At 39.5% G+C, this 19,563-nt stretch carries 20 protein-coding genes and 1 tRNA gene; 5 read left to right on the top strand and 16 right to left on the bottom strand.

What is annotated here, in order from left to right; genetic code table 11:
• Positions 1-146 precede the first annotated feature (146 nt).
• The gene (locus tag ACMVDV_RS00390) at positions 147-1,070 is read right to left on the bottom strand and encodes a nucleotidyl transferase AbiEii/AbiGii toxin family protein (protein WP_416156811.1); all 924 of its coding nucleotides are present in this window, start codon (positions 1,068-1,070) and stop codon (positions 147-149) included.
• A complete protein-coding gene (locus ACMVDV_RS00385; RefSeq protein ID WP_416156810.1) occupies positions 1,063-1,854 on the bottom strand; it encodes a type IV toxin-antitoxin system AbiEi family antitoxin in 792 nt (263 codons plus the stop codon). The genes ACMVDV_RS00390 and ACMVDV_RS00385 overlap by 8 nt, the downstream gene beginning before the upstream one ends.
• A 516-nt stretch (positions 1,855-2,370) precedes the next feature.
• Between ACMVDV_RS00385 and ACMVDV_RS00380 the strand changes: the two genes are divergently transcribed.
• The 5 genes from ACMVDV_RS00380 (at position 2,371) to ACMVDV_RS00360 (ending at position 7,302) form a co-directional block, all read left to right on the top strand.
• The gene (locus ACMVDV_RS00380; RefSeq protein WP_416156809.1) at positions 2,371-3,522 is read left to right on the top strand and encodes an ATP-dependent nuclease; all 1,152 of its coding nucleotides are present in this window, start codon (positions 2,371-2,373) and stop codon (positions 3,520-3,522) included.
• Positions 3,523-3,555: 33 nt separating this feature from the next.
• Positions 3,556-4,670, top strand: a protein-coding gene (locus tag ACMVDV_RS00375) for an IS3 family transposase (protein ID WP_416156808.1) whose coding sequence is annotated in 2 segments (ribosomal slippage) — positions 3,556-3,808 and positions 3,808-4,670 — 1,116 coding nt in all. Because the reading frame shifts where the segments join, the coding sequence is not laid out codon by codon here.
• A 6-nt stretch (positions 4,671-4,676) separates the two neighbouring features.
• Positions 4,677-5,402: a TOPRIM nucleotidyl transferase/hydrolase domain-containing protein gene (locus tag ACMVDV_RS00370; protein WP_416156807.1), complete on the top strand. Its 726-nt coding sequence runs from the start codon at positions 4,677-4,679 to the stop codon at positions 5,400-5,402.
• 2 nt (positions 5,403-5,404) lie between these two features.
• Positions 5,405-6,760, top strand: a complete 1,356-nt coding sequence (locus tag ACMVDV_RS00365) for an ATP-dependent helicase (RefSeq protein WP_416156806.1) — start codon at positions 5,405-5,407, stop codon at positions 6,758-6,760.
• Between the two features lie 65 nt (positions 6,761-6,825).
• A complete protein-coding gene (locus ACMVDV_RS00360) occupies positions 6,826-7,302 on the top strand; it encodes a 3'-5' exonuclease (protein ID WP_416156805.1) in 477 nt (158 codons plus the stop codon).
• Between the two features lie 184 nt (positions 7,303-7,486).
• On the opposite strand, the gene ACMVDV_RS00355 is transcribed toward ACMVDV_RS00360, so the two are convergent.
• The 14 genes from ACMVDV_RS00355 to ACMVDV_RS00290 all read right to left on the bottom strand — a co-directional run bounded on the left by ACMVDV_RS00355 (position 7,487) and on the right by ACMVDV_RS00290 (position 19,551).
• Positions 7,487-7,561, bottom strand: a tRNA-Arg gene (locus ACMVDV_RS00355).
• Between the two features lie 133 nt (positions 7,562-7,694).
• Entirely contained in the window at positions 7,695-8,357 is a 663-nt protein-coding gene (locus ACMVDV_RS00350) for a FlgO family outer membrane protein (protein WP_416156804.1), read from the bottom strand.
• Between the two features lie 5 nt (positions 8,358-8,362).
• A complete protein-coding gene (locus ACMVDV_RS00345; RefSeq protein ID WP_304182195.1) occupies positions 8,363-9,046 on the bottom strand; it encodes a FlgO family outer membrane protein in 684 nt (227 codons plus the stop codon).
• A 12-nt stretch (positions 9,047-9,058) separates the two neighbouring features.
• Positions 9,059-9,652: a FlgO family outer membrane protein gene (locus ACMVDV_RS00340; RefSeq protein WP_304182194.1), complete on the bottom strand. Its 594-nt coding sequence runs from the start codon at positions 9,650-9,652 to the stop codon at positions 9,059-9,061.
• A 51-nt stretch (positions 9,653-9,703) separates the two neighbouring features.
• A complete protein-coding gene (locus tag ACMVDV_RS00335; RefSeq protein WP_416156803.1) occupies positions 9,704-10,348 on the bottom strand; it encodes an SPOR domain-containing protein in 645 nt (214 codons plus the stop codon).
• 10 nt (positions 10,349-10,358) lie between these two features.
• The gene (locus ACMVDV_RS00330; protein WP_416156802.1) at positions 10,359-13,316 is read right to left on the bottom strand and encodes a hypothetical protein; all 2,958 of its coding nucleotides are present in this window, start codon (positions 13,314-13,316) and stop codon (positions 10,359-10,361) included.
• Positions 13,317-13,335: 19 nt separating this feature from the next.
• Entirely contained in the window at positions 13,336-14,130 is a 795-nt protein-coding gene (locus ACMVDV_RS00325) for a molecular chaperone (RefSeq protein WP_416156801.1), read from the bottom strand.
• A gap of 8 nt (positions 14,131-14,138) precedes the next feature.
• Positions 14,139-14,609, bottom strand: a complete 471-nt coding sequence (locus ACMVDV_RS00320; RefSeq protein WP_416156800.1) for a DUF4402 domain-containing protein — start codon at positions 14,607-14,609, stop codon at positions 14,139-14,141.
• Between the two features lie 10 nt (positions 14,610-14,619).
• A complete protein-coding gene (locus ACMVDV_RS00315; RefSeq protein WP_416156799.1) occupies positions 14,620-15,213 on the bottom strand; it encodes a DUF4402 domain-containing protein in 594 nt (197 codons plus the stop codon).
• Positions 15,214-15,332: 119 nt separating this feature from the next.
• Positions 15,333-15,968 (bottom strand): SPOR domain-containing protein, encoded by a 636-nt coding sequence (locus ACMVDV_RS00310; protein ID WP_416156798.1) that lies wholly within the window; start codon positions 15,966-15,968, stop codon positions 15,333-15,335.
• 177 nt (positions 15,969-16,145) lie between these two features.
• Entirely contained in the window at positions 16,146-17,024 is an 879-nt protein-coding gene (galU, locus tag ACMVDV_RS00305) for a UTP--glucose-1-phosphate uridylyltransferase GalU (protein ID WP_304182187.1), read from the bottom strand.
• Between the two features lie 35 nt (positions 17,025-17,059).
• Positions 17,060-17,911, bottom strand: a complete 852-nt coding sequence (locus ACMVDV_RS00300) for a thymidylate synthase (protein ID WP_416156797.1) — start codon at positions 17,909-17,911, stop codon at positions 17,060-17,062.
• 14 nt (positions 17,912-17,925) lie between these two features.
• Positions 17,926-18,729 (bottom strand): prolipoprotein diacylglyceryl transferase, encoded by an 804-nt coding sequence (gene lgt / locus ACMVDV_RS00295; protein ID WP_304182185.1) that lies wholly within the window; start codon positions 18,727-18,729, stop codon positions 17,926-17,928.
• 12 nt (positions 18,730-18,741) lie between these two features.
• Positions 18,742-19,551 (bottom strand): sulfite exporter TauE/SafE family protein, encoded by an 810-nt coding sequence (locus ACMVDV_RS00290; protein WP_416156796.1) that lies wholly within the window; start codon positions 19,549-19,551, stop codon positions 18,742-18,744.
• Between the last annotated feature and the right edge of the window lie 12 nt (positions 19,552-19,563).

The raw sequence follows: 19,563 nt of genomic DNA, 5'->3' as shown, positions 1-19,563 counted from the left end.
CGCGCGTAAAAGTGTCAACCAGCGTCTTAACAGCTAAAGCTAAGTCTAAAATACAATCAGTTAGATTGATATCAGGTCAATCTAAAGTTCTGATGTCTGAAGCCAAGATTTAACTCCTTTTCTCTTGACCCCTTTACTTCATTGTCTTATTTAAGCCACTCATCAAGCACAGCCTCTAATTTAGCTAGTTGCTCTGTATGTTTTTCTTGATTCTTAACTAACTTAGCTATGTTTTGTAGCTTCCAGCGTATAGCTGGCAGTTCTGCTGCATCAGGATAGTCAAACAGTGTCCAATCAGGATCCCCTTGTTTGAATGACAACAAAAATGAGCGATCTCTTTCTGTGAAATGAGCTTGTAATGCGGCTACCATTGCAGGCCTTATAGAAGTTAAGTCTTTTAGCTCAACGGGTTCAAAGGTCATGCCATCAAACTCAGCTTGAAACTTCACATCAAGAGGTTGCCAGTTAGGAGCCATAACCTCATTGATAGGTCTTGGGTGGCTTAGTACGTAAGTAATGAATCCAACAAATATATCTCGAGAAATACCTTTCTCTGCAAGCAGCATACGAACATCAAACAGGTCGCGAGGGTGCTGGCGATCCATGGCTGCACATAATTTCCCCCCATAGAGATCGGGCAGACTAACTACAGGAACCTCTGCATAACCAAACTCTTCTTCGACTGATTCTTGCACAGCTAAGCTATCCGGTTTATGTAACGTACCTCTTGCTACCGGAGAGACTTCGATTTTAATTGTTGCGTTAGGACTAGTAACAACTATACGCAGCTCATCTACTTTTTGATCCTGTAACACAGCACCCGTATCTGGTTGAGCATTAATTAAATCGGTAATGCGTTGCAGCGCAGCTTTTACATTTGCTAGCGCTTCATCTCTAGGCTCAAGAGGAAGATAGGCAAGGTCAATGTCCACGGACAGCCGTGGAAAGTCTCTCACAAATAAATTGATGGCCGTACCGCCTTTGAGTGCAAATGAAGGCTCTGTTGCAACTACTGGTAACATTCTAACCAGCAGTGAAACCTGCTTGTAGTAGGGGCTCTCTCTATCCATTGTTTGGTTCTTCTTGTTTTACACTTAATATTTCTGGCACAGTGATTTGGTAACGCTCATCAAATCGCCCTTGCTCTACCACCTGACGCTTTCCTGAACCTAATGCGATCTTTGTTTCATCAATACGCTGAGTCCATTGATGGCCATGATAATGACTCAAAAACAAAAACACTCTATTGGTTTGAACCGAGCTACTACGTTCAAGAAGAGATTGCACCTTTCTAGGACTCAGGTTTACAAGCCCTTGAAAAAGCTCTGCTGCATGCTCAAACGAAATGTGCTTCCCGATTGCATCAACCACTTCGTAAGCTGCAAGCTCAGGACAACTAGCTTTTAACTCTTTTCCTTTAACCGTAATCATTTTTAGGTCTTTTTCAGAGACGACTTCAAGCTTATGGTTACCACAATAAAACCAATTTTGATTGGGAAATTCACGAAACCACTTAGGCAATGATTGTTTGTTCTTCACCCCAATCCAAACTTGTTCTTTACTTAGCTGTAAATAGTGGCTCAGCCCTTGGTGAGTCAAGCTGCTTAACCCTGCCAGATGAACAGGGTGGTCTAACTGCATGTCCATTGCTTGTAGAGCTCCCCCCCAATCAGGCTTAACATCATCACTGGCGCTTGGGCGAAAATAAACACCTGAAGATAACTTCCTCAGCCAACCACTCTGCGCATATTTTTGAGCCAAGGAGTAACTAATTCCGTTCTCAGTCAACCATTGCTGTAGGACAAGGGCTCCAGGATACGTATGGGTAACCAACCAGTTTATCTTAGATGACATTTTGATACCTAAAGTATGAACATTACGAATTTAGCAAACTCGAGGTTTACACTGGTTAGGATTGTAACACTTTTAGTATTAAAAAAAACAATTTAGTAAACCTGGATAAGGAAGGACGTTACTCTTCTTAAGGCAGGACTGAATGTTCACAAAGTTACTACGATGGTGAGCTAATCCAAAAAGCAAAAGGTCAATGATTCGCGGTTAAAGCCGTTCATATAAGGTATTCGCACAAGGCACTATTCATGGAAGGTAAAAAGGCATAGCCTAAAGCTATCACTTTGAAATAAAACTGCTGTTAAATATAACATTTCAAATAGTTAAAGCTCTTAACTAAGGTTTAGCTCATATCAAATACCAGCACAAAGCCAAAAATAACCTTTAGTTCGCTATTTGCCAGAATGGTAAAAAAGGTCTTACTTGGAGTTCTGTAAATAACTGTACTGATTAATAAAATGACTTACTCTTTTATGTATGATTTAATTTAAAAATTAAGTCTAATTATAAAGGAATGTTATGACTATTTTAGTGGATAAAATCAGAATTTCAGGTTTTAGAGGTATTCGAAATATTGAAATAGACTTACCAAGGATTGCTGTTTTAATCGGCCTTAACAATGCAGGTAAAACTTCTGTAGTTAAGGCATTTCAACTTGCATTGGGGGATTACTCAAGATACCTATCTGAAGAAGACTTTTATCTAGATGAGAATGATAAACCATTTAGCGAAATTACAGTAGATATAAGAATAGTCCCTGTTAATAAAGGGGATGAAAGAGTTCCTTTATTTGAAGAAGAGTGGATAGATTTTTTAGGAGATAAAGTTCAAGCAGATAACAATGAAAAACAGTTTTCTGTTATTAGAACGGTCTGCTCTCATGATTTAATTAGAGGTGGTTTCTCTGTTTTAAGATATTCCTTGGATACGTGGCCTCCCTTTACAAACTGGAATAACGCAAAGGTCAATCAAAAGAAAAAAATTCGAACTAATTTACAATCATTACCCTACTTTTCAATAGATGCCCAAAGAGACCTTCATTCGGAACTAAAAGAGAAAAACTCATTCGTAGGAAAGATACTCTCAAATATCAAATATAATGATGAAGATAAAAGTGCATTAGAAGAAATAATATCTGATCTAAATAATGAAGCACTTAAAAAAAGCCAACCACTAGCCAAATTAAAGACACATTTAGAGAAATTAAATCAATCATTTGTAAATTCTGGCAAAGCAGAGATAACCCCTTTCCCAAAGAAAATTAGAGACTTATCAAAACAGTTTACTGTTCACTTTGGAGAGAATGATAATAATTTATTTTCAATGGAATATCATGGTATGGGAACTAGAAGCTGGGCTTCTCTCCTCACTGTTAAAGCTTTTACTGAACTTACGTCAGAAAAATTTGCTGAGGAAGAGGAAGCATATTACCCAATTGTGGCAGCTGAAGAACCCGAAGCACACTTGCACCCAAATGCACAACGCACGCTATATAAACAACTGGTCGAATCTCAGGGACAAGTAATCATAACAACTCACTCGCCTTATATTGTAGCTCTTGCAGATCAGAGTGAACTTAGACTTCTAACCAGCAATGACTCTGATATAGAAGTTAGACAACTGAGTAATAATATGGTAATCCCCCCGAAAAATAATGGGTGTCAAACGTAGAATTTTCTCTTATTGTAAACACAGGAGAAAATTATGAAAAAAGCACATTTTACAGACAGTCAGATCCTCGCTATTTTGAAGCAAGCCGAAAGTGGTGTCCCGATCCCTGAGCTATGCCGTGAACATGGTATGGGTAACTCAACCTTTTATAAATGGCGCGCAAAATACGGCGGTATGGATGCCTCTTTAATGACGAGAATGAAAGAACTTGAAGATGAAAACCGTCGTTTGAAGAAAATGTATGCTGAAGAGCGACTTAAATCCGAGGTCATTCAAGAGGCTATGGCAAAAAAGTGGTGAAGGCTTCTGAGCGCAAGATATTGGCACATGAAGTCGTTAGTACAAATAAAATGAGTATTGCCTTAGCCTGTCGCACTTTCATGATCAGTGAAACGTGTTATCGCTATACGTCGACATTAAAAAATGAAAACTTAAAAATAGCAGAGCTGTTACTCGATTTGACTGAATCAAAGCGCAATTGGGGCTTTGGGCTATGCTTTTTATATTTTCGCAATGTAAAACGATATAAATGGAATCACAAACGAGTTTACCGCATTTACCGTGAGCTTGAGTTAAACTTGCGAATAAAGCCTAGGAAACGCTTAAAGAGAGACAAACCTGAGCCATTGGCTGTACCAGAAACCATTAATGAATGCTGGTCAATGGATTTTATGCATGACCAACTAGCGGATGGCAGAGCGTGTCGTTTATTTAATGTAATAGATGACTTTAATCGCGAAGGACTGACTATTGATGCTGATTTATCACTGCCTGCTGAGCGTGTGCTCCGCTCGTTAAATCAAATTATAGAGTGGCGCGGTAAACCTAAAGCCATCAGGTGTGATAATGGCCCAGAATATATTAGCCATAAACTCGCTCAATGGGCATTGAATAATGAGATCGAATTACGATTTATTCAACCTGGTAATCCACAGCAAAATGCGTATATAGAGCGCTTTAATCGAACAGTTCGTTATGACTGGCTAAGTCATTATATTTACAGTGACATTAGTGAGTTACAAGACAGAGCTACCGATTGGTTATGGACTTACAATAATGAACGCCCTAACATGGGCATAGGTGGCATAACACCAATACAAAAACTGGAAAAGTTAAACAACGAAAATTCTACAGCTAGCCTCCATTAAAAATGGGTGGATTACCATATTAGTGCTGAAGATAAACGGAAATTACAACGAGAGGTAATACATTCTAGAGGAGAACTATTATTCTCTAGAGCCATCGTTCTCTCAGAAGGCGAGACTGAAGAACAAGTTCTACCAATGTTATTTCAAAAGTATTTTGGTGAAGAGCCTTTTTCATTAGGTATAAACTTTATTGGTGTTGGAGGTTCTGGAGCTAAATACAAACCTTTTTTAAGGTTAGCAAGAGACTTTAATATTCCAGTATTTATTTTCAGCGATGGTGAACCGAATATTGTACAAAAATTAAAATATGCATATGAAGAGTTTTTCGGTGAAACTGATTTGCATAATAGCCCTAACATTACCATTTTAGATGGTACAAACTTTGAGGGATATTTGCTTAATAACGGGTTTGAAAAATTAATTAAAGACGCCATATCGAAAACAGAAGGTGATGAAAAAATTAAAACTTGGATCTCTGAGAAACAAGGAACTCCAACTAGAGCAGTACGAAAAAACGTACCAAATTGTGTTACATGCAATCAAGCTATTCTTGAATCCCCTACAAGAGACTACAATACAGCTGATGGTGAAAAAAGAGCTATATTAGAAATCTTAAGCTCTAAAAAGCCAACTTATGCAAAAGCAGTAGCTGAAGAGCTATGTATGTTAACAATAGAAGACTTACCTCCAAAAATTATCAAAATTTTCGAACAAATTAAGACGGAAATCTAAATATGATACCTTTATCAGCTAATCAAACAGCTATTGTAGAAACTTCTCTAGAAAGTAATATTCAAGTGTTAGCTTCTGCTGGCTCAGGAAAGACAAGAGTTTTAACTGAAAGGGTTCGTTTTATATTAGCTCACACCAAAAAAGATAGAGTAATTTCTCTGACTTTTACAAATAAAGCTGCTGAGGAAATGGCTGAACGTCTTTCTGACTCCGAAGAAGCAGAAAAGCGTACATGGATTACCACTATTCATTCATTATCCCAGAATATCATAGAGCAATATGGACATACTATTGGATTACCTGAAGAATTAAATATATATGATCGAGATAAAGATAGAATGGAAATATTTTTACAATCTCTTCGTGAAGATGGTGTAAATATCGATGAATACTTGGACGTATCAGATTTTAAAGAAAATAGAAATAGACAAGCTGTGATGCAAAGGTATATGGATGCATTTTCAAGCATTAAAAGAGAGTTCCTAACTGAAGATGAAGCTATTTCAAAGTTCCCTAGTCAGGCAAGGATTTGGAAAATATACCAAGATTACCAATCAGCTCTCCTAAATAGCGGCGGTATAGATTACGACGATATTTTATATTATGGGCATCAATTACTTCTAAACTTTGATTGGATTGCAAATATATACAGAACTAAATATAAGTTTGTTTGTGTAGATGAAGCCCAAGATTTAAACAAAGCTCAATATGAATTTATTAAGGTGTTTTGCGGGAACTCTGTAAAAAGCTTATTGATGGTTGGAGATCCCCATCAAATGATTTACGGATTTAATAGTTCATCTTCTGACTATCTCTGTTCTAGCTTTGTGTCAGATTTTGCCCCAGTAAAATTTGAATTAAAAGAAAACTATAGAAGTACAAAAGCTATAATTAGTGTTGCTAACAAATTAAAGCCAAATTCACAAGAAGTGCATAATGCAGCACTTGAAGGAGGCGTCAATTTTAATAGCTTTGAGGATGAATATACTGAGGCTCTTTGGATAATTAACCAAATTAAATATTTAATAGAAATGAAGAAACATGATGAAATAGAAGGAGACATTTCTTTAGAGCATATGGTTGTCATAGCTCGGAATCGCTTTGTGTTTTCAGCATTAGAAGAAATTTTATCTCGTGAAAATATAGAATATTCTTTAAAAAAAGGAGAGAGGTTAGCTGAGCCTAACTCCATGTTTGGAAAAGTATTAGACTATGCTTTAAGAGTAAAGTTAACCCCTAAAGACTGGGTAGACGGAAAAAAGCTATGCAAACTCCTTAATATAGCTCCTCCCAAAGTTTGGGGAAGTGAAAATCAGTTGCTAGAGTGGTCGAGTTTATTGACAAAAGCCTTGATATAAAATTCCCTGATGTTCAATCTCTCCTATTGAAAGAGCTAAACGAGCTGTCTTTAGAAGAGCCCAATATGATGAAGTTCATTTCGAAATTCGATAAAGCCCTCAAAGAAATTGCATCTAAAGCTACAGATGATAATGATAAATCAGAACTAGAAATGAGCATTTCAGAATTAAACGATTTTAAATATTTGTGGTTAAAATTTAAAACGAAGGGAATTGGCGATTCATTGAAAGCATTTAGGAATGCCCTCGCTCTCGGTCAAATAAATAATAAAATTGACAACAAAGGACTAACTTTAAGCACCGTGCACACTATGAAAGGTTTAGAAAAAGATATCGTCTTTTTGATGGGAATGTGTGAAGGGGTGTTCCCCGATTATAGAGCTCGCTCAGAAAGCGATATATCTGAGGAAAGAAATAATGCATTCGTTGCTGTCACAAGAGCAAAACGATGGTTATATGTTTCTTATCCAAACAAAAGAACTATGCCTTGGGGTGATATAAAAGCTCAATCCGCTTCTAGGTTCGTTAAAGAAATGCAATAGATATAATAGAACCTCTAGCATTCTTACAGTAAGTACAAAAAGACAACTCAAGATCTATTTAATAATTGTATATTGATTGCAGAAATTGAGCATAACTTAATAATAATTAAAGATTACAGTGCTACACATGTGCTACACAGAAAATAAAAAGAATGGAAATAAAACCGTAACTTATTGATTTTATTGGTAGCCCCTACAGGAATCGAACCTGTAACTGCCCCTTAGGAGGGGGCCGTTATATCCATTTAACTAAGAGGCCACATTCGAGCTTCGAGCTTCGAGCTGCTGATAGCTGATAGCTGATAGCTGATAGCTGATAGCTGATAGCTGATAAGAAATTATAACGGTTTATCCTATTTACAATCAAGCAGTTAAATGGACTTAATACGGCCTTAGTTAATACTTGCGCTCTGTAGGTGGATATCGGCGTTGTTGAGCACGTAATATGGCAGGGTTTTATTGCTGCTGGCGATAACGCGTTTGCTGGTGATGTCGATAATACGGGCGTTTACTTCAACACCGTTGCTGCGATAAATCAAGGTGCCTGATAACACATGGCTGGCGATGCGTTGATTTGCGAGTTGCTCTATATCACGAGAAAACACAAAGTCACCACGGGCATTCATGGCGATGTGGTCGGTGGTTTTAAAGTCAACAATGCCATAACCAAATTTTTGTAGTTGATGAATAAAACTCTCTGATAACTGGTTGCCTAATTGGTTGCTGTTATTAAGGGTGGCATCTAAATCTACAAATGAAGTAACGGCAATCGAGGTATCAAGCTCTGTTTGCATTGTGTCGACTAAGTCTAACGCCATTTGCTCTACATAATTAACCAGTGTTTTATGATGCTTGTTAGGACTAAATTGCGCTGAGTTCTCAAGCGGCTCGGCGCTGTTCATTTGTACTTGTTTTAGCATTTGAGTAAGGTCATATCGGCTAGTCGTGCTTTGAACTGGCTCAGTCGTATCATTGGTCATACTGCATGCACTGAGGATGCTGATCACCCCCCCTACGGTTAGTAACTTAGCGCTATGGGTTAACTTACTCATCATCGGCCTCACTTACTCGCTTGTTTTAGCATTACGCCATCAGTGCGATAGCTGCTGTCGAGTGCATCAATCACTGATTGCGGAATAAACCCTTGTGCAGAGCCAACCACAGCTTTGCTTGCTAAGCCAATAATACGGGCATTAACGAGTACACCACCTTGGTGATTTACCATAGTACCGGCAAGCACGTAGTTAAAATTTTGGTCTTGGTTAAGCTCTAAATAATCGCGGCTAAATACAAAGTCACCGGTTGGCGTGACTCGCATAAAGTCGGTGGTTTTAAAATCAATCACCGGCACACCAAAATTGTGCAGCTCGTGCATAAAGCTTTCGGCAATTTGATTACCAAGTAAAGTACCATCGTTGTAGTTGTCGTCCAAAAAGATAAAGCTCGATACGGCAAGTGGCGTTTTACTGTTCACGTACTGTAGGTTTTCTGCCATATCTTGCATTATGCCACGTACGTAATGATTAATATTTTTACGCGTTGGTACACTGACCTGACTACTATCATTGATCACCGCGGTATTACTTTGATACAACGAATTCGTTTGCCCAGGGGCTGCAACCATTCTTTGATCATCAACCAATTGCGGAGAATTATCTGTTCGTTGTGTTGTTTTTCCTGGTTCCATCATTTGTGCGCAACCAAAACCCAGTGGCAAACATAAAGTTAATATTAAGCGTTTCATGAGAGCTCCTAATTAGTATTCGCTGCGGTAAATATAACCGTCGCGCTGCTGTATTTTTTCATCGCCCCACATCACATTGATAGGGATTTCTGTACTGGCGGCAGATACAACGCGGCTATCTTGCGTATTTACCATGCGGGCATTCACTATATAGGCATGTTGTTGCCGTGTTAGCGTACCCGTGATGACAAAGTCAATATTCTGACGTTGACGTAATTTACTAATATCACGACTTAACATGCCGTCGGCATTGCTGGCAAGATTAAGATGATTTTCAAGTCGGTATTCGATAATGTGATAACCAAGCTGAGTAAACTGGGTCAGTAAGCTTTCTTGAATTTGCTGACTAAGCCCGGCGCCTTGCCCTTGTGCTAGTTCGCTGTCTAGCGCGTTGGCTAAGTAAAAGCTAGTAACGGCAATCCGTGCAGAGCTTTTAAATGGCCCTTGTACATGGCTCAATTGACTACTCAAATCACCCACATATTGCTGCACAGTATAAGGTGCCATTGTCGCTTTTGGCGCGTTGGTACTTGGTGCTGGCGGTTTTTCTTGCGTTAAACTACACGCAGTTAGACTCAGCAATAATAAACATAACAAAAGGCGCATAATTGCCATCCTCACTAAACATGGCAATAACAAAGCAAGTATTATGCCTATTTATAATTTTACTGGGTGATCTGTGTAGTGAGTCACCATGCAGTTGAGCTGTTGTAGCTTTAATTTATCACAATCAGCTTGGGCGTTTTTTTGATATTGATAAGCCCCGATTTTTAAGCGGTAGTAAGTCATGCCTTTTACCTGAGCAGTTTCGACATTAGTGATAAATTTATCTGACAATAAACTCGGTGCTTTTTGTTGAATTGCTTGCCAGCTTGGGGCTAATTGCGATTGTTGCGTGACCGCAATGATTTGCAGAGCAAACAACGCATTCTTAGTATCGCTAGGCAGCACTGAAGTAGTATCCGCGGGTTTTGCTGATGATACTTGTTGTGGCTGTGGGCTGCTTTGGCTTGCTTCTTCATTTGCTATTGCGGTTAACTGTGTGATCAATAGCTTCAAATCACTTTCTATCAGTAATAACCGCTCAAGATCCGGTTTAATCGCTTGCCACTGTGCAGAGCTGGTTTGCAGTTGCTGCAACTCTTGTTGCGTGATCTGCACATAGGGTTGATGATTAGTTTCAGCCGTGTTGCGGGTACTTTTTTGCGCGCTATTCATCGTGCTGCTACAGCCAGATAGTATACTTAAACTCACTATTAATACGGCTGATTGAATTACACTAAACGATTGTTTGATATTCATTACTATTCCTTTAATGAAGTATGGTTCGTTGTTCGATATCACACTGCAACCCCTGTTGTATTAATGACTGACAAAGATCCGCAAACTCAGGCTGAGCCTGCTCAGCGTATCCTAAGGCGAGTATGTACTTACTTTGCTGTTGATCATGAATATAAAACACGTCTTGCTGTTGTAATTTTAAGCGTGGGCTGATCAAACGTAAGTATGCTTTTAACATCATTAACGATGAAAAATTTCCCGCATTAACAATAGTCCCCGATACCTCTTCGAGTGATTTTAAAGTAAAATCAACCCCAACCAACACATCCCCTGTTGCTGATAAATCAACAGTTACTTGCTGGGTGTTTTTTAATGCTTTACGTTTTTTGAAGCTATCGTCAACCACAGCACGGTACTGCCCTGGCCGTAAATCGGTAAACAAATAGTAGCCATCATAAGCCGCTTGGGTGTTGGCAACTTCTTTATCGTTTTGATCTAATAAGGTTATTTTTGCATAAGGCTGAATTTGTGTATGTTCACCTTGTTGTTTATATACCACGCCTTCAATTTCACTGGCATTATTGAGCGGATAATCCATGTATTCAATAAACCCTGCTCTTGGCGTGATTGAAAAACCATCGTGGGCAGGCACGAAAAAAGGATCGGGGAAGCTGTCTCTATCGAGCACAATATCTGTGGTGCGATTAGCTGGCATTGAGGTTAACAATGCAATGCCATTTTCATCGGTTATTGCTTGGCGATAATTTTGCAGCCCTTTTACTTTTATTCCTGCGACGCCTTGTTCGTCAGGATCCATAATGCCGTTGTTATTTTGATCTAAAAATACTTTAACCAGTAAACTACCGGTACTCGTTAAGCTACGATTTGACATAAAAGTACGGTTATTTTCAGCGTCATAACCAAAACTAAAGCGGCTATATAAACTAACAAGCCAATTATCATTACTGTCGTAGTTAATGGTGCTGCTTAAATTAAAATCATCATTTTGCCAATTAAGGCCCAAGTCCGCTGATTGGATATTCTCATTAAGGGTATTTTTAAGTGTGAGCTCGGCTTGTAACTTTGCAGTAATACTGCGATTAAATTCAGCTTGGTAACTTAAAATATCACTGTCTGGCGAGAGTAAATAATCAAAACCAAAACGACTATATAAACGCCCTATTCGTCCTTGCACACGGGTTGCGCCATATACTTTACTTTGCTCATTTACATTTTGCCATTGCAATAAATTGTTCACAGAGAAGCCTGAATAACTATAATTAAAACGATTATAGGCTTGTTTTAGGTCGCGGCCTGAGCTTGAATGCTGTAATAAAAAGTTGTTTTGATAATTAAGCCGACCATAACGATTTTGCATCAGCTCACCCGACATATCGAATTGATAACTTTGCAAGTCTTGTTGTTGATCCGAGCGATCAGTGACGCTAAAAAGCAGTGATTGCTCCGCTAATTGGGTTCTTGCTGTAAGCTCTAATTCATTTTGTTGCTGGTTATTTTGCTCGTAGTCTAAATTAACCAACAGTCTTTCAAACAGGTTAATATTGCTACCAAACGCAAATTGATAAAACTCATCGTCTTCGCGTTTTTGCGCCATAGCACCAGTGTAAATGGCAATATTATCGGTCAGGCCACGTTCGTATCGCCCTGCCGCTAACCAGCCACTTTGTTGTGTATTACTTTCACTTCCTAGTAATTGTTTACCTTGCTCTGATACCGATATTTCGTATGCAGCTTCTCCTTGCGCCAATTGATTACCGTCAATAAAGTAATATTCTGTTTTGCGTTCAACTTGCCCTTGCGGACCATAAAAGATCAACTCAAAGTTATTTTCACCATACAGTAAATCAATACTATCAAATATATAACGACCATCCGCGAGGCTTAACTGTTGTTCAATTAAAATGCCATTACGATAAAGCTCAACGTCCCAGCCGGGCTGAATGGCCCCGGTGAGGTTAATCCGATTGTTATCTATTTTTCGATCTAACTGATAATTTGAAAACTTAAAACCCCGACCATACTGACCGTTATAACGACTACCTATTTGCGTTGCAGTGATATCACCAAATTCCAGTTCGCTGGCTGCAAAAGCACCGAGTAAGTTGTTATTCACATCTTGTTTAGAGAATGTCAGCCGTGAGTCGCTCAATAAATCTTGTTCACGTCCTGCTAAAAAGTATTCAGCAGAAAGATACGCAAAATCTTGTGCGCCTAGTAATGAATAACTTGTCCGACTGCTGTCATTATCTCGACGATAGTTTAGCTGTAAATCGGCCACTGGCATTGAAACCGCCTGATAAGGGCTGGCCTTCCAAGGTTGTGTAGGTTGATTATCCCCTTTGCGCTGGTTGTTAAACAATCGCTTTTGCCTTTGTTGTTGCGCAGCAACAGGAAATAATTGTTCCGTTGTAAGCTCTAGCGTTAAATTCGCATAATCAGGGGTAATAGAGACAGAGAAGGCGCGCTGTAAAATAGCCGCATCAATATAAATATCATCATCAATGAGCAGTTGCTGCGCAGAGAGTGTAACCATTTGATTATTAGCAATTAAGTTTGCAGGTTCAGTGGCACTCAGTGCAAATAAGTTTGCTTCATTGATAAACCAACCTGCAGCAGTGCCATTTGCAACATCAACATTAATAGCCAGTTGTAATATTTCGACTAACCCCGATAAACCCAATAACACGCCTTGTTCGCTTTTTATCGCAAACGCTTCACCAAGATATTCATCATTAAGGTGCAGCGAAAAGAGTAAAAACTCACCGGTGGCGATACGTTGTACTATGCTCTGACCGAACTCATTTTGCACGGTAGGCTGTTGCTGCGCATCTGTTTGTGAGGGAGCTTGATTTAATTTAGCTTGAATAGCTTTAATAGTGCGCAGAACGTCATTCGTCTGCACACTACTGGCAAGGCTCATTGGGCTGAAAAGTAGCACCCCAATGGCAAGCATACGGATCATTTTCATGACTTAATAGCGCTTAACGTTATTCCCCGATAGCTAGCGTATAAGAAGCGAAATCAATCGCTTTATATTCCGCAGTACCTTGATAATCAAGTAGCAACTCCGCGTTTTTAGGAAGCTGCTTGTCTTTAAATAAGCTAAGCGTTGCTGTGACTGTATCGACTTCAGGGTAAACACTTAAATTGCTAATTTCAGCTATCTTTTCTTGTTCACCGGACGCAGTTTTTATATAAGCGCTGAGTTTTCCATAACTACTAAAGTTGTTATGTCGTTGCAGTTGCACTTGAATTTGTGGTTTGGTCTGATTGGCATTTTTTATAATATTTGCCTGAGTGATCGTAACCTTAGGTTGTTCTGGCTGTTCACGATAAATAACTGGAATACTAAAGCTCATAATCATATTGATCTGTATTCCTGATTTTTGCTCTTTATTCTCATTAGGTAAAGCTTGAAATAATAAGTGCGAACGATATTCGCCAGGCTGTAAACCTTTTGGCTTTCGAATCGCAATTTTAACGGTTTGTTTTTCACCAGGTGCTAAGGTCACTTGCTTAGGAGATAAACGCGTCATTGGCGATAAACTGTTTGCTGTTACTTGCGCTAAGTTATTATAACCTCCACCCGATAAAGCTTGCTTTTCACTCCATATAACACGATAAGTACGCTGTTCATCAGAGTTGTTGATCACTGTTACTTTGGCACTGCGCTGACGTTCATCAAAGGTAACACGGGTCGGTGAAATCAATAAGTTTGCCAAGGCCATTTGGCTAAAAAATGCTGTTAGCAGCACACACATCACTGTTAATTTATTGAACATGACAGTCCTTAGTAGTCAATCGAAATTTCTAGGTTAGTAGTGGAGGAGTAGTCGCCATCTGAATAGCTTTTACTGCTAGGTTTTGTTATCAATGTGCCGCCAATAAATACTTTCGCTTCACCTAAATCATCAGTTATGGTGGATTTTGGAAAGCCATTAAGACGTACTTCAAAATCGGCGCTGCTGCTACCCTGTGCGTTGTGCTGCACTGTTACAGAGTTAACTAATTGCATGGTTAGCTGTGTATGCACAGGAAAATCAGTCAGCAATAGCTCAGCCGGTTGGCCTTTTTCTAGCACATAAATACGACCTATTGTATTTATCTCAGCGTCAGCCTTAATAATCACAGAGCTGATGTTACTATTGCTAGGGATCACCAAAGTGCCAAAATCAAGATGTTGCTGGACAATCGAATTGGCAAAATTATACGGGCTATAAATTAAAGCACTTACAGCCACTGCATAAGGTAAAAGTCGCACTAGAAACGATTTAATAAGCTACTTCGATTTGGAAAGTACCTGTATATTCAACATCTTTGTAAGGTACAGTTGTTGCTAAGTTATCTGTAGACAATGTGGCACCAATAGCAAATTCAACTTCACCGTCTTCACTGGCAATTAATTTTGCTGTTAAATCGTCATAAGGCGTGTTTATATTTGGTCCACTAGTGATAAAGAAGGTCCAATCATCAATCGAGAATTGCGGCTCACCCGCTCCTTTTGATGCAGATTCAAGCCTTCCTGCCCCAGGTTTAGTAATAGTAAGTATCGCATTAGGTACTACATCTGACACAGTAAAAGTAGCAGGAGAACCTTCTTCAATGACTGAAATTAAAGCATCACCAGCATCAGTTTTAGTAGTTTTAATTGCTGCATTAGGGTTGGGGTTAATTGTCAGGGTTGCAACTTGAGCGCCATCATCCTGTGCTACAGCACGTATAGTACCAAAACTAAGATCTTCTCCCTTACTTAAAACAACAGTGTTTTGTACTTTAACTGTTGCAGAAAAGTCAGCGCTTGTCGCTAATGTAGGAAAAGAGTGAATTAAAGAAAAAGCGCTAATAATAGCAAGAGATCGTTTCATATTAAATCCTTATAAGAATTGGGGTATTACCGTATTTGGCCCCATCATAATTATTATCGACACTTAGAACAATTACTTTAAGCTTAATGACTGAAAAATCAGATAAATAACTTACTTCATTACAAAGGCTGGCCAACAAATGGCGCACTCAGGCATTTTTGGCCTAAATTTTGTGCTAATGAACAAAAAACATTGGCTTCGGTATAGTTTTGAAACGGTCCAACACGGAGTCCATACAAGGTAACGCCTTTATTTTGACGCTCTGTCATTACAAAATTTAATTGGCTAAATGCCTGCGGATATTGTTGCTGTAACCTTACTATTTGCGTCCTCACTCTCTGCGGTTTTAAATACAGGCCAAGTTGTGCCCCAGGTAAGGGATCAGTTAAATGTGGCTGATAATTGTTTGCGGGTGCTTGAGTTTGTTGATTTGCTGCGTTATTGAGTTGAGATAGTTGCGGATCATCGCTGCTATGTACAACTGCAACATCATTTTGACGCAACGCTGCTGGGTTTTCAGCTATTTCTGTATCTGATGAAAGCGCCATAATTAACAATTGCAGATCTTCCTCCATCGCAGCTAGACGAGTAATGCTCTCTTGTTGCGAGTGCCATTGCTGTACATACTCTTTGACTTGTTGATCTGATATTAATGCGGGTTGTTTTGCAGCGGAGCTGCTACTACACCCGTTAAGGCTGATAGTTGCAACTAACACTGCCAGTGGCAACCAAGTTTGTTTTTTAAAACACATCATCTGTTAGCATCACGAAATAAACAATGCGGTATTGTAAGCAAAGTAAGTGCCAGTTACAGCTGTTTTGCTAAAAGGAAACGAAATATCGACAAATAAATATTCGGTAAGTCATATTCTTACTAAAATTCAGGCAATAAAAAAGTGCCTCTTAGACACTTTTTATAATGAACTTAAACCTTAAACTAAGGTTTTAATAAAATCACTAAGCTCATCTTTAAATTCATCACGGCGCAGTGCAAATTCAATGGTCGCTTTTAAGTAGCCCAACTTGCTGCCACAGTCGTGACTACGTCCTTTGATGGCGTATGCATCAACAGCTTCTTTTTCCATCAACATGGCAATAGCGTCGGTAAGTTGAATTTCATCACCTGCACCTGCAGGGGTTTTCGCAAGTAATGGCCAAATATTTTTACTTAAAACGTAACGCCCTACTACCGCTAAATTTGATGGTGCAGTAGCAATGGGTGGCTTTTCGACCATATTCTTAATTGGCGCACTCTGCCCTTGCTCAAGTGTAGCGTCACCTAAATCAACCACACCAAACTTATCAACATCTTGCATTGGTACTGGCTCAACCATAATTTGGCTGTGTGCGGTTGTGTTAAAACGCGCGATCATTTCTGCAAGGTTATCTTTGCTTAGGTCGCTTTCAACGTCATCAATAATCACATCAGGTAAAATTACCACAAACGGTTCATTGCCGATAATAGGTGCAGCGCAGTTAATCGCATGGCCTAACCCCTTTGCTTCACCTTGGCGAACATGGATGATAGTGACGTCTTTTGGACATATCGCTTGTACTTCAGCAAGTAATTGACGCTTTACCCGTTTCTCTAGCGTTGCTTCTAGCTCAAAACTGGTATCAAAATGGTTTTCGATTGAATTTTTACTCGAGTGAGTTACTAATACAATTTCTTTAATACCCGCAGCAACCGCTTCATTAACTACATATTGAATCAAGGGTTTATCTACAACAGGTAACATCTCTTTTGGAATAGCTTTAGTAGCTGGCAACATACGGGTGCCAAGCCCTGCGACTGGGATCACTGCTTTCATTATTCTCTCCTTAAAACTATGATGCTTATTAATTATTACACTGAAAACGGATATTTAATTGCATCGTGACATTGATAGCCATGCACCTCAAAGTCATCGCGGGTGACCCAAGTTTCAATGTCTTCGAGTGATTTAATTTTTGGATTAATCGTAAGCGTTGGTGATGCAAATGGCTCACGTTGTAACTGCACATCGCGCATTAATTCCAGTTGGTTCTCATAAATATGTGCATTAACAATTTTATGGTAAGCCTTGCCCGCTTTGTGTCCGGTGATCTGCGCAACTAACGCGAGTAATACAAAACACTGAATTTGATTGAAATTCAGGCCAAGCGGTACATCACAACTACGCTGATAAGAAGTTAGATAAAGTGTATCGCCAAGTAATGAAAATGTATGTGTATGCATGCATGGGCGCAAGCAGCCTAAATCAAATTCACCTGGATTGTAAAAAGTGATGATCTCACCTCGGTCATCCACACCATTTTTTAGGTTTTCAATCACCTTTTTTAACTGATCTAAAGGCGTGCCATCTGGGCGTTGCCAATCTCGCGCTTGTACACCATAGACACGACCCATATCATCCTCACCTTTACGGTTTGGATTATTTAGCCATGCTTGATTTTCATTGGCATTAGCATCCCATGTCATACAACCTATTTCGCGAAATTGTGCTGCGCTATTATAACCACGTAAGTAACCTAACAGCTCAGCGATGGCCGCTTTGTAATAACTTTTTCGGGTGGTGATCATTGGGAACTTATTATTCGCAACGTCGTACTCAAGTTCAGCATTAATTACCGTTAAACAACGCGTTGCTGTGCGTTTATTCTCAACCCATACACCTTCATCAACAATGCGCTGACATAACTCTAAATATTGTTTCATTTTTAGCTTCTTTTTTATGCTTTACTTGCAACAGCAGACTGTGGCTTTTTGTACGCCCATATTATCAAACCTAGGCCTGCGATGACCATTGGCAATGACAATATTTGCCCCATCGAAATAAAACCGCCAAATAAGCCTAAATGAGCATCAGGCTCACGTACATATTCAACGCAGAATCTAAATACGCCATAACCGAGTAAAAATAATCCACCAACACTGCCAGCAGGGCGTGGCTTTTTAGTAAATACATATAAAATAATAAACAGTACTAGGCCTTCTAAAAACGCTTCATATAATTGTGATGGGTGACGTGCAAGCGGTCCGCCGGTAGGAAACACGATGCCCCAAGGCACATCGGTAGTTCGCCCCCATAATTCGCCGTTAATAAAGTTGCCTATACGCCCCGCCAATAATCCAACGGGTACTAGTGGTGCAACAAAATCGCCTACTGCCAATAATTGCTTTTTACGGGTCCAAGCAAAAATACAAATGGCGCTGATCACACCCAATGTGCCACCATGGAATGACATGCCACCTTGGTCGATTCTAAATAAATACAATGGATTTTCTAAAAAATAACTGAATTGATAAAACAGTACATAACCAATACGCCCACCAAGGATCACTCCTAGCATGCCGTAAAAAAGTAAATCACTGACTTGTTCTTTTGTCCAACCAGAGTTTGGTTTAGCTGCTTGTCTATTTGCCCACCACATTGCAAAAGCAAAACCAATTAAATACATTAAACCGTACCAACGTACGCTGAGAGGACCGACTGTAAATATGATCGGATCGATCTCTGGAAATTCAAGAGCCATATAAATTAAACCTTAACTAAAAACCATTTGAAGCGCGATAATAACCAGTAACACCGCGAACACTTTTTTTATCGTTGAAACGGGTAAATAATGCGTTGCTTTAGCCCCAACTGGCGCCATAAACCACGAAGTTATTACTATACCTAATAATGCCGGTAAATACACAAAACCTGCAAAGCCGTGTTGTAAATCGGTAACTTGCCACCCCGCACTGATGTATCCAACAGAGCCAAATAGCGCAATCACAATGCCACATGCGGCCGCGCAGCCTATCGCTTTTCTAATATCCACCGAAAAATAATGCAGTAATGGCACAATCAGCGCCCCTCCACCAATACCAATCAAGCCTGATAATCCGCCCATCACGGCACTAATAGCGCCAATTATCGGACCGCTTGGCATGGGTTTAGTTACTGCTGGTTTATTACGCGCAGACAACACCATACGGGCAGCAATAAACACCACACTGACAGCAAATACAATGCGTAATAATTGCTCAGGAATTAAACTGGCCGCAAAGCCACTGATCAAAGCGCCGAGCCCAACGCCAGACATAACCCAAGGCGCAATTTCCCATGATACATTGTTGTTTTTATGATGAGCTAATACAGATGACGTGGAGGTGAATAAAATAGAGGCAAGCGAGGTGGCTATAGCAATAACCAGTACATGATCAACCGCCACAACATCAAAATTCACTAATAACGCACTGAGCACGGGCACAATAATCAAGCCACCACCTATGCCTAATAACCCTGCTAAAAATCCAACCACACAACCTAATAACGCGCAGCTGAGGATCAGTATGACTAAATCATGCATAGCAAACTCTTA

The sequence above is a fragment of the Pseudoalteromonas sp. ASV78 genome (assembly GCF_047806705.1).
GTDB classification, from domain to species: Bacteria; Pseudomonadota; Gammaproteobacteria; order Enterobacterales; family Alteromonadaceae; genus Pseudoalteromonas; species Pseudoalteromonas prydzensis_A.
The sequence above is the reverse complement of the archived record's forward strand: the minus strand, read 5'-3'. Positions and strand labels throughout refer to the sequence as shown.